General features: G+C 62.7%; 12 protein-coding genes. 7 read left to right on the forward strand and 5 right to left on the reverse strand.

Annotated elements, in window-relative coordinates; translation table 11 throughout:
- Nucleotides 1-35: 35 nt before the first annotated feature.
- Genes EYB42_RS08695 through EYB42_RS08710 form a run of 4 tightly spaced genes read right to left on the reverse strand, consistent with a single transcriptional unit; the run spans nt 36 to nt 2324 of the window.
- Nucleotides 36-1472, reverse strand: a complete 1437-nt coding sequence (locus EYB42_RS08695) for an APC family permease (RefSeq protein ID WP_240784044.1) — start codon at nt 1470-1472, stop codon at nt 36-38.
- A complete protein-coding gene (locus tag EYB42_RS08700) occupies nt 1465-1650 on the reverse strand; it encodes a hypothetical protein (protein WP_135449686.1) in 186 nt (61 codons plus the stop codon). Before EYB42_RS08700 ends, EYB42_RS08695 begins: the two co-directional genes overlap by 8 nt.
- Nucleotides 1651-1656: 6 nt before the next feature.
- A complete protein-coding gene (locus tag EYB42_RS08705; RefSeq protein ID WP_135449687.1) occupies nt 1657-2034 on the reverse strand; it encodes a hypothetical protein in 378 nt (125 codons plus the stop codon).
- 2 nt (nt 2035-2036) lie between these two features.
- On the reverse strand, nt 2037-2324 hold the full coding sequence (locus tag EYB42_RS08710) for a hypothetical protein (RefSeq protein ID WP_240784045.1): 288 nt from the start codon (nt 2322-2324) through the stop codon (nt 2037-2039).
- Nucleotides 2325-2563: 239 nt separating this feature from the next.
- On the opposite strand from EYB42_RS08710, the gene EYB42_RS08715 reads away from it, so the two are divergent.
- Genes EYB42_RS08715 through glnT form a run of 4 tightly spaced genes read left to right on the forward strand, consistent with a single transcriptional unit; the run spans nt 2564 to nt 6849 of the window.
- Entirely contained in the window at nt 2564-3460 is an 897-nt protein-coding gene (locus tag EYB42_RS08715; protein ID WP_135449689.1) for a class II glutamine amidotransferase, read from the forward strand.
- Nucleotides 3461-3464: 4 nt separating this feature from the next.
- Complete coding sequence (locus EYB42_RS08720) at nt 3465-4154, forward strand: GltB/FmdC/FwdC-like GXGXG domain-containing protein (protein WP_135449691.1); 690 nt, start codon at nt 3465-3467, stop codon at nt 4152-4154.
- A 9-nt stretch (nt 4155-4163) separates the two neighbouring features.
- Nucleotides 4164-5492 carry an FMN-binding glutamate synthase family protein gene (locus tag EYB42_RS08725; protein WP_135449692.1) on the forward strand — a complete coding sequence of 443 codons (1329 nt, stop codon included), beginning with the start codon at nt 4164-4166 and terminating at the stop codon, nt 5490-5492.
- 49 nt (nt 5493-5541) lie between these two features.
- Nucleotides 5542-6849 (forward strand): type III glutamate--ammonia ligase, encoded by a 1308-nt coding sequence (gene glnT / locus EYB42_RS08730; protein ID WP_135449694.1) that lies wholly within the window; start codon nt 5542-5544, stop codon nt 6847-6849.
- Nucleotides 6850-6899: 50 nt separating this feature from the next.
- Here glnT and EYB42_RS08735 read toward each other — a convergent pair whose 3' ends face one another.
- Nucleotides 6900-7262 (reverse strand): cupin domain-containing protein, encoded by a 363-nt coding sequence (locus tag EYB42_RS08735; RefSeq protein WP_135449696.1) that lies wholly within the window; start codon nt 7260-7262, stop codon nt 6900-6902.
- Between the two features lie 113 nt (nt 7263-7375).
- Between EYB42_RS08735 and EYB42_RS08740 the strand changes: the two genes are divergently transcribed.
- The 3 genes from EYB42_RS08740 (at nt 7376) to EYB42_RS08750 (ending at nt 10831) form a co-directional block, all read left to right on the forward strand.
- On the forward strand, nt 7376-7789 hold the full coding sequence (locus tag EYB42_RS08740; protein ID WP_135449698.1) for a universal stress protein: 414 nt from the start codon (nt 7376-7378) through the stop codon (nt 7787-7789).
- Nucleotides 7790-7972: 183 nt separating this feature from the next.
- A complete protein-coding gene (locus tag EYB42_RS08745) occupies nt 7973-9316 on the forward strand; it encodes an NAD(P)-binding domain-containing protein (RefSeq protein ID WP_135449700.1) in 1344 nt (447 codons plus the stop codon).
- Between the two features lie 258 nt (nt 9317-9574).
- Nucleotides 9575-10831, forward strand: coding sequence for an ammonium transporter (locus EYB42_RS08750; RefSeq protein WP_135449702.1), 1257 nt, complete (start codon nt 9575-9577; stop codon nt 10829-10831).
- Nucleotides 10832-10927: the final 96 nt, after the last annotated feature.

Here is a 10927-nt window from a genome sequence, read left to right on the forward strand (position 1 = left end):
GAATTGGCCCGCCCCGTGGGGGCGGGCCGCGTCTCTCAGTAACCGCGGGGTTTTGGCCAGGGCATGGTGAATTGCGCCCCCCGGTTCACGAAGCGGTAACGCCAGAAGTGGAACCAGAGCGAAACCACGATGTAAAAGCCGATCATGGCCACCAGCTGCGTCCCGTAACCCAGGAACACCGCGAAGAAGGTCACGCCGCACAGAGTCAGCAGCGTGATGGCGGGGATCGGGTGGAACGGGTGTTCATAGCCGCGCTTGATCGTGTCGAGCGGCCACTTGCGGCGGAACAGGATGATGTTCAGCGGCATGAAGGTATACCCCAGCAGCCCCGACAGGATCGAGAAGGTGATGACCTGATCAAGCGGCGCGCCAAGTGCGAAGATCAGCGCAATCGGCACCAGGAACACGATCGCCCGATAGGGGGTACGATAGCGTGGATGCACCGCGCCGAACCAGCCTGGCAGATACTTGTCACGGCCCATGGCGAACCAGGCGCGGCTGGCGTCGTTGATGCAGCCGTTGGCGCTGGCCAGCGTGGCGAAGAGCGTTCCGAAGCCCAGAAGCCAAACGAGCGCATTGGACCCGGACAGTCGCGCTGCGTCGAACAGAGGCGCCACCGCCCCGTCCACACCGTCGCCCAGATATTCCCATGGCAGGATGCCCGAGCAGACATACCAGGTCAGCGTGGCCGCGATCAGCAGCGTCATGATCCCCGCCAGCGTCCCGAACGGCAGCGCGCGGGCAGGCGAGCGGACTTCCTCGGCCGCCTGGGTGGTGCCTTCGATTCCAAGGTAATACCACAGCCCGAAATGCATCGCGGCAAGCACGCCAATCCAGCCATAGGGCAGTTCGTGGCCCTCGAACAGGGCTGCATGTTCCATGATCCCGCCGCCGAGGACGCCCGAGGTGGACAGGAACAATATTATGATGGCCGAGAAGGCGACGGCAGTAATGACCAGGTTGAAGGTCAGCGTCGCAAGAACCCCGCGATAGTTCAGCCAGGCCAGGAACATGATGACCAGGATGATGAAGGGCCGCTGGTCCAGTTCCGCCGCGTACCCGGTCATCGAGGCCACGACCGAGATCAGGTAGCCTGCGGTGATGGCGTTCGCGGCCTCAAGCATAGTGTAGGCGAAGACGAGGTAGAGGCCGACGTTGAAGGCCATCAACGGCCCGATGATGTGCTTTGCCTGGGTGTATTGGCCGCCTGCCGAAGCGACGGTCGAGGTCACTTCCGAGTCGATCATCGCGACGCAGGAATAGAGGATCCCGGCGAACCAGCAGGCGATCAGCGCCGCGTAGGCACCGCCCTTTCCGACCGAAAAGTTCCAGCCCATGTATTCGCCGACCAGAACGATGCCGACCCCCAGCGCCCAGACATGGGCAGGGCCGAGGACGCGCAGAAGGCCGACCTTGGTGCCGTGCGGGCCCATGCCGTCCATCTTCTGTGAGGTGATGTCGAAATCAGCCATGGCGCGCCTCCCGTGCCTTGTGTTCCTCGGCGATGGCTTCGATCTCGCCCTCGCGGGACGACGTCAGCACATCTTCGGAGTAGGTGCTGTCGGTTCTCAGCCAGTCCACGACCATGTGCAGCGCCAGAAGCGCGGCGAGGCCCCAGGCCCCGTATTCAAGGTAGTTCCACAGGTCCATTGCGGCTCACTCCCCGAACTTTTCGGAAATGACCTCGCGGTATTCCACTTCGGAAAACCGCAGGATCAGGGCGTAGTAAAGGACGATGACCACGATCATCGTCACCAGCGCGCCGATCGAGAAGCTGTAGTCGAACCGGGCCAGGATCAGGTCATGGGCGCTTTCGGGCGTGTGGCCCAGCGCCTCGTATTTTGCGGCCTGGGCGGCATTCTGGCCAAGGGATTCCCAGGTCGGGTTCTCGACCGGAGCCGTGACGGACTTGGTCGCACCCGCAAGGTTGAGCCAGAGCGGCACGAACAGCGCGCCGACCGTCAGGACGACCAGAACGACGACATCGAACAGCTGGCTGGCCTTGCCCTGTCTGGGGGGGTGGTAATGCGCCATGGTCAATTCCTCCGCCCGCGGGCTTCGTCCAGGAACTTGATGTCGATGCCGTACATGAAGTCGCGGTCCTCGCGGTAATGCCGCAGCATCGCCAGGATCGCGGCCGTGTTCAGCACCAGGACAATGACGCCACCGATCAGCAGCAGGGTTCGGGCCTGCCCGTTCGGTGCCAGGGTCCATGTCGCAAAGGCTACGAAGATCACTGCGAACCACAGGCCGATCACGAACGCCCATGCCACGAGCATGTCGCGTTTGTGCATCGCCTCAATCCGCTGATTAAGGTCAACCACGATGTCCTCCCTTTGGGCTGTTGTGCTTGCCGCCCCCCGACGCAGCCCCGACGTCGTTTCCCTGCGCGGCAAAAATGTTTGCCGTAGGGAAAGGCAGCTGCGGCATTCTGTCAAGGAAAACTGAAGCTGCCTAATCCTTGTGCAGCACTTTTCCCGACAGGTGAAAAAAGTTTCTTACCAGTTGATACGCCGAAATCACGGTGCTAGCGTCATGCCAACATCGCAGAGGAGACGAATCCATGTGCGGCATCGTTGGACTGTTCCTGAAGGACCCGAAGCTTGAGCCGAAGCTCGGGGAAATGCTGACGGACATGCTGATCACCATGACCGACCGGGGCCCTGACAGTGCCGGAATCGCGATCTATTCCGGGGCGAAAGACGGGCTGGGCAAGATCACCATCCAGTCGGCCCACCCCGAGAAGGACTTCAAGGATCTGGATGGCGATCTGCACGACGCAATCGGCCAGCCGGTCGTCATGCTGGTGAAATCCACACATGCGGTTCTGGAAGTGCCGCTCGCGCAGATTGATGCGGCGCGCTCGGCTCTGGCGCATCTGCGCCCCGACGTGAAGGTGATGAGCGTCGGCGACTGCATCGAGATCTTCAAGGAGGTCGGCCTGCCGAAGGATGTGGCTGCCCGCTTCGAGTTGTCGAAGATGAAAGGCACCCACGGGATCGGACATACCCGCATGGCAACCGAATCGGCGGTCACGACGATGGGGGCGCATCCGTTCTCGACCGGGCCGGACCAGTGCCTGGTGCACAACGGCAGCCTGTCAAACCACAACGGCCTGCGGCGCGAACTGATGCGCAAGGGCATGACCTTCGAGACCCAGAACGACACCGAGGTCGCCGCCGCCTATGTCAGCCAGAAGCTGAAGGAGGGCGAGGATCTGGGCAAGGCTCTGGAATCGGGGCTGGAGGATCTGGACGGCTTCTACACCTTCGTCGTGGGCACCAAGAACGGCTTCGGTGTGGTGCGTGACCCGATCGCCTGCAAGCCCGCCGTCATGGCCGAGACCGACGACTATGTGGCCTTCGGGTCGGAATACCGGGCGCTGGTCAACCTGCCGGGGATCGAGAATGCCCGCGTCTGGGAACCGGAACCCGCAACCGTCTATTTCTGGGAGCGTTGAGGACATGCAGACCTTCGATCTGGGCAAGGAGGGCCTCAGGGCGCTCAATTCTGCGCTGCACGCGCTGAAGGGCCAGACCAACATGACCGACTGGGAGATCATCAATCCCAGGGGTGCGCATGCGATTGCCGCCGGGGTGGATGCTCCGGTCGACATCACTGTACGCGGATCGACCGGTTACTACTGCGCCGGCATGAACAAGCAGGCGACGATCCGCATCAAGGGTTCGGCCGGCCCCGGCGTGGCCGAAAACATGATGAGCGGCACGGTCATCGTGGACGGCGACGCAAGCCAGTATGCCGGTGCCACCGGGCGCGGCGGGCTTCTGGTCATCAAGGGCAATGCTTCCAGCCGCTGCGGGATTTCGATGAAGGGCATCGACATCGTGGTGCACGGCAACATCGGCCACATGTCTGCCTTCATGGCGCAATCCGGCAATCTGGTTGTCCTGGGCAATGCCGGCGAGGCGCTGGGCGACAGCCTTTACGAGGCACGGATCTTCGTGCGCGGCACGGTGAAGTCGCTGGGCGCCGACTGCATCGAGAAGGAGATGCGCGACGAACACTACGTCATCCTCGAAGAGCTGCTGCGTCGCGGTGAGGCAGACGCAAAGGCGAAACCCGAGGAATTCCGCCGCTACGGCTCGGCCCGGAAGCTTTACAATTTCAACATCGACAATGCATCGTCGTACTGAGGCACAGGAATGACCGAATTCCCGAAAACCCCGCCCCGCTTCTCGGCCACCTTCACCCCGGCGGTGAATGCCGAAATCCGCCGCGCGGCTGCCTCTGGCATCTACGACATCCGCGGCGGTGGCACCAAGCGGCACCTTCCGCACTTCGACGACCTGCTGTTTCTCGGCGCGTCGATCAGCCGCTATCCGCTGGAAGGCTACCGCGAGAAATGCGCGACCGATGTCTGGCTGGGTACCCGCTTTGCGAAGAAGCCGATCCATCTGGACATCCCTATCACCATCGCCGGGATGAGCTTCGGCGCGCTGTCCGGCCCGGCGAAAGAGGCGCTGGGCCGTGGGGCGACGGCCGCGGGCACCTCGACCACCACCGGCGACGGCGGCATGACCGAGGAAGAGCGCGGCCATTCCAAGACGCTGGTCTATCAGTATCTGCCCAGCCGGTACGGGATGAACCCCGATGACCTGCGCCGGGCCGATGCGATCGAGGTCGTGGTGGGTCAGGGCGCCAAGCCCGGCGGCGGCGGCATGCTTCTGGGCCAGAAGATCAGCGACCGCGTGGCACAGATGCGCAACCTGCCAAAGGGAATCGACCAGCGCAGCGCCTGCCGCCACCCTGACTGGACCGGGCCGGACGACCTGGAGATCAAGATCCTCGAACTGCGCGAGATCACGGATTGGGAGAAGCCGATCTACGTCAAGGTTGGCGGGGCGCGTCCCTACTACGACACGGCGCTTGCGGTGAAGGCCGGGGCCGATGTGGTCGTGGTGGACGGCATGCAGGGCGGCACGGCGGCGACGCAGGACGTGTTCATCGAACATGTCGGCATGCCGATTCTGGCCTGCATTCCCCAAGCGGTGAAGGCGCTGCAGGATCTGGGCATGCACCGCAAGGTGCAGCTGATCGTCTCCGGCGGGATCCGGTCGGGCGCGGATGTGGCCAAGGCACTTGCGCTGGGGGCCGATGCGGTGGCCATCGGCACGGCGGCGCTGATCGCGCTGGGCGACAACGACCCGAAATGGGAAGAGGAATATCAGAAGCTCGGTACCACGGCGGATGCCTATGACGACTGGCACGAAGGCCGCGACCCGGCGGGCATTACCACCCAGGACCCCGAGCTGTACAAGCGGTTCGACCCGATTCTGGGCGGCCGGCGGCTCAAGAACTACCTGAAGGTGATGACGCTCGAGGCGCAGACCATCGCGCGGGCCTGCGGCAAGAGCCATCTGCACAACCTGGAGCCCGAGGATCTGTGTTCGCTGACCATCGAGGCGGCGGCCATGGCGGGGGTTCCGCTTGCAGGCACCAACTGGATACCGGGACGGAACGGCGGCTGGTAAGCCGCCGTTTCCCCATCATCACAAGAAAAGTCTACAAGGAGCGACAGTGATGGCGAAAGACCTTGCCAAATGGGCCAAGGAAAAGGGCGTCAAGTATTTCATGATTTCCTACACCGACCTGTTCGGTGCGCAGCGGGCCAAACTGGTGCCGACGCAGGCGATCAGCGACATGGCGGTGGACGGCGCAGGCTTTGCAGGCTTTGCGACCTGGCTGGATCTTACCCCGGCCCATCCTGACCTGATGGCGGTGCCTGACCCCGACAGCGTGATCCAGCTGCCCTGGAAGAAGGAAGTCGCCTGGGTCGCCGCGCGGGCGACGATGGAAGAGAAGCTGGTCGATCAGGCCCCGCGTAATGTTCTGGAAAGGCTGATCGCCGAAGCCGCGAAGGAGGGGCTTCGGGTCAAGACGGGCGTGGAGCCCGAATTCTTCATCCTGAACGCCGAGGGCACCGCCGCCTCTGACATCTACGACAATGCGGAAAAGCCCTGCTACGACCAGCAGGCGATCATGCGCCGCTATGACGTGATCAGCGAGATCTGTGACTACATGCTGGAAATGGGCTGGGAGCCCTACCAGAACGACCACGAGGACGCGATCGGCCAGTTCGAGATGAACTGGAAATACGACGACGTGCTGGCCACTGCCGACAAGCACAGCTTCTTCAAGTTCATGGTCAAGTCGATTGCCGAAAAGCACGGCTTCCGCGCGACCTTCATGCCAAAGCCCTTCAAGGGGCTCACCGGCTCGGGCTGCCATGCCCATATCTCGGTCTGGACGCTGGACGGCAAGAAGAACGCCTTTGCCGACAGTTCGAAGGAGCTGGGTCTGTCCGATCAGGGCCGTCACTTCCTGGGCGGGATCATGAAGCACGCCACCGCGCTGGCTGCGATCACCAACCCGACGGTGAACAGCTACAAGCGGATCAACGCTCCCCGGACCACCTCCGGTGCCACCTGGGCACCGAACACGGTGACCTGGACGGGCAACAACCGCACCCATATGGTCCGCGTCCCCGGGCCAGGCCGATTCGAGCTGCGCTTGCCGGACGGGGCGGCCAACCCCTATCTGTTGCAGGCGGTGATCCTGGCGGCCGGCCTTGACGGGGTGCGCACCAAGGCCGATCCGGGCAAGCGGCACGACATCGACATGTATGCCGAGGGCTGGAAGGTGAAGGGCGCGCCGAAACTGCCGTTGAACCTGCTGGATGCACTGCGCGAATACGACAAGGACAAGACCCTGAAGGCCATGATGGGCGAGGAGTTCAGCGCCGCCTACCTGAAGCTGAAGCACAAGGAGTGGAACGACTACTGCAGCCACTTCTCGGCCTGGGAAACCCATACGACGCTGGACGTCTGACCACTTACCTCAAGCCCCTGACTGGACCCGGAGCGATCCGGGGCCCTTGTTCATTCCAGCGGAGTCTCTGCCGCAGAAATGTGGACGGCCAGCAGGCAGCCGGTCGGCGTGTAGGAATTGTGTTCGGTCCCATCGCGGTAGAACACCATGTCGCCCGCACGAAGGATCGTGCCGTCGCTTTCGTGCAGCTCTCCCTCGAGGATCAGGAACTGTTCGTGCCCGTTGTGGCGGTGCCCGCGCGTCGTCATTCCCGGCGGCATGCGATAGACATGGAAGCCCTCGCCCGGCGGGCGGCTGTCATCCAGCTGCAGAACCTCATCGCCCAGCGCAACCCCGTCAGGGTAGACAAAGGGCGTAAACTTGGCCGTTCGGATGTTTGCGATGCGTCGGTCATTCGGGTGGATCGGCTTCATTGGCGGCTCCGCTGTTTGCCTTTGAGTGAAAGAATTTTGACTCAAGTCAAGGCGACCGGCGCAGCTTCATGCCCTTTTTGGGGGCAAGTCAACGGATCAAAGGGGAGGTCGTGATGAGCAAGAAGATACTTTGCCCGGTCGATGGCACCGATCATGCGGAAGTCGGTCTGATGCATGCTGCCGAACTTGCGAAACTGACCGGGGCACATCTGACGATCTGCGCGGTCAACCTGGCGCTCGGCGGCGCTCGTGGCCCGACGATCAACCAGTGGACCGATGAGGAGGCGCAGGCGCTTCTCGACAGGGCAGAGGCTGCGGCAAGGGCCGCGGGTGCCACCGACACCGCAACCGCCGTGCTGATTTCGCGTTCCGCGGCACCGGCGATCATCGCCTATGCCGAAGAAATCGGCGCCGACCAGATCGTGATGGGCACTGGCGACAAGCGCGGCGTCAAGCGGCTGGTGCTGGGTTCGGTTGCGGCCGAGGTCGCGGGGCAGGCCGGCTGCACGGTCACGGTAGCCCGCTGAAGCGGCATCTGCAGGTCTTGCACGCAAAAGTTGCGAATCGGCCCCACGGATGGGGCTTTCCTGGTCAGCGGGTTGTTTACCGGCAGGAAGAAGATTTGACACAGGCGCAACAATGCTTCTAGGCTTCGGCCCAAGACAACGCCGGCGAAGCGTTGCGGAACATGCCAACATCCGGAGGTTTACATGAAGAAAAGAGTAGCCGTCATTGGTGCGGGCCCCTCGGGCCTGGCGCAGTTGCGCGCGTTCCAGTCGGCCAGGCAGAAGGGCGAGGAGATCCCTGAAGTGGTCTGCTTCGAGAAGCAGTCCAACTGGGGCGGGCTGTGGAACTACACCTGGCGGACAGGGCTGGATGAACACGGCGAGCCGGTGCATTGCAGCATGTATCGCTATCTGTGGTCGAACGGCCCGAAGGAGGGTCTGGAATTCGCCGACTATTCCTTCGAGGAGCATTTCGGAAAGCAGATCGCCAGTTATCCGCCGCGGGCCGTGCTGTTCGACTACATCGAGGGCCGGGTGAAGAAGGCCGGTGTGCGCGACTGGATCCGGTTCGAGACCACGGTGCGCATGGTCCGCTACAACCCCGAGAAAGGCAATTTCACCGTCACCGCGCATGATCTGAAGAACGACCGGATGTATGACGAGGAGTTCGACAACGTGGTGGTGGCCACCGGTCATTTCAGCGTGCCGAACGTCCCGGAATACCCCGGCTTCGACAAGTTCAACGGCCGCGTCCTGCATGCCCACGATTTCCGCGACGCGCGCGAGTTCGCGGGCAAGGACATTCTGCTCTTGGGCTCCTCCTATTCGGCCGAGGACATCGGCAGCCAGTGCTGGAAGTATGGTGCCAAGTCGGTGACGGTGGCCTATCGCCACGCGCCCATGGGTTTCAAGTGGCCGGACAACTTCAAGGAAGTGCCCAAGCTGGAGCGGGTGGACGAGAACACCGCCTACTTCGCCGATGGCAGCAGCAAGAAGGTCGATGCGATCATCCTGTGCACCGGCTACAAGCACCATTTCCCCTTCCTGCCCGATGATCTGCGGTTGAAGACGGCGAACCGGCTGGCGACGGCCGACCTCTACAAGGGCGTGGTCTGGGTCCACAATCCGAAGCTGTTCTATCTCGGGATGCAGGACCAGTGGTTCACCTTCAACATGTTCGATGCCCAGGCCTGGTGGGTGCGCGACGCGATCATGGGCAAGATCAAGATCCCCGAGGACAAGGCGGTGCTGCTGGCCGATGTCGAGGACCGCGTGGCGCGCGAGGATGCCTGCAAGGATGCCCATGACGCGATCCACTATCAGGGCGACTACGTGAAGGAGCTGATCGCCGAGACGGACTACCCCAGCTTCGACGTCGACGGCGCCTGCGAGGCCTTCTTCGAATGGAAGGAGCACAAGAAGCAGGACATCATGGGCTTCCGCAACAATGCCTATCGTTCGGTGATCACAGGAACGATGGCGCCGGTCCACCACACGCCGTGGAAGGACGCGCTGGAAGATTCGATGGAAAGCTATCTGCGGAACTGATCCGCAGCCCCTGCGCGCGAAGGCCCCGGCACAGCCGGGGCCATTTCATTTCTGATCAGGCAAAGATCGATGCGAAGATGGGCGGACGGTCTACCAAGAGCCCAATCAATAATCATTTCGTGTCCCGTTGTGCGTAGTTACCGAAATAAAATTACCTTCGGCTGAGATTTGGGGCCCGGGCCTTTCGGGGTCGTGCTTAAGTCTTGTGTCAAGCCTCGGGGAAACATCGGGGCGGCGAGACATCTGGGGAGTGCAAGCATGGAAGAACAGATTGCCGCCCTTGCGGCGGAGTTGACCGCGCTGAGGGACGCGACGGCCGGGCTGAACCGGACGACAGCCGAGACCTTCTATTATCTGACGATCCCGCTGATGGTGCTGATCCATGCCGGGTTTCTGTCATACGAGATGGGTGCCTCGCGGGCAAAGAATGCGCTGGCCTCGGGGATCAAGAACATCCTGGCCTTCGCCTTCATCATTCCGACCTTCTACTATGCGGGCTGGTTCATCTACTGGGCCTTCCCGACCGGACTGTCGATGTCGGAGGGCCCGGCCGGAATTTCGGGCTGGGACTACGCAGTGGGTGCGGCCAGCCCGGTAGGTTCGGTCATGGGGCCGAGCGTCGCGGACAGCGCCACGGGCGTATTCTTCGGCGCCTTCGCCATGTTTGCGGCCACGACGGCCAGCATCATGTCGGGCAGCCTGATCGAGCGGATCCAGATCGTCGGGTTCACGATTCTGGCCATCGTGTTGGGCAGCTTCGTCTGGATTCTGGGCGCGGCCTGGGGCTGGCACGCGGACGGATGGCTGGTAACGACACTTGGCTACCACGACTTCGGCGCCTCGGGCGTGGTGCATGCGATTGCAGGCTTCTTCACGCTGGGCGTTCTGATCAACCTTGGCGCGCGGGTCGGCAAGTTCAACCCGGACGGATCGGCCAACTCAATCCCCGGCCATTCGCTTCCGGCGACGCTGGTTGGCCTCATGCTGATCATCGCAGGGTTCTGGGGTTTCCTCATGGCCTGCGTGATCTTCCCTGGCGAGCCGTGGTCCTGGGGGGCGGGCATCTTCGCCACGATCTATGGCACGCCCGTCACCCTGTCGGCGATGACCTTCAACATCCTTATGGGCTTTGCCGGCGGTGCCATTGCGGCATGGGTGGTCACGCATGATCCATTCTGGATGATGTCCGGCGCGCTGGGCGGCATCATCAGCGTTGCAGCGGGGCTGGATCTCTACTGGCCGCCAATGGCCTTCGTCATCGCAATGATCGGGGGCGTGATCATGCCCCTGGCCTCGCGCTTCATCGAGCGTCTGGGCATCGATGACGCAGTGGGTGCTGTGGCGCTGCATGGGGTTGTCGGTCTTTGGGGCGTGATCGCCGTGGGCATCTTCGCCAGCGGCTATCCGGCGCTGACCACCGAAGGCGCCGCCACCATCTCGCTTGTCGGACAGATCACCGGGGCTGTGGTGATGGCGACGCTGGGTGACGTTGCCCCCAACTTTTATCCAGCGTGAGCGAGACTCCGGGTTTGAGTTTTGCCTGTTTGGGCGGGTTGGGCAACGGGGGCTGGCGCGGAGCTTTGCGGGTTGCGCAGCGTCAGGCCCCGTTGC

The organism is Tabrizicola caldifontis, from assembly GCF_004762095.1.
Lineage (GTDB): Bacteria > Pseudomonadota > Alphaproteobacteria > Rhodobacterales > Rhodobacteraceae > Tabrizicola > Tabrizicola caldifontis.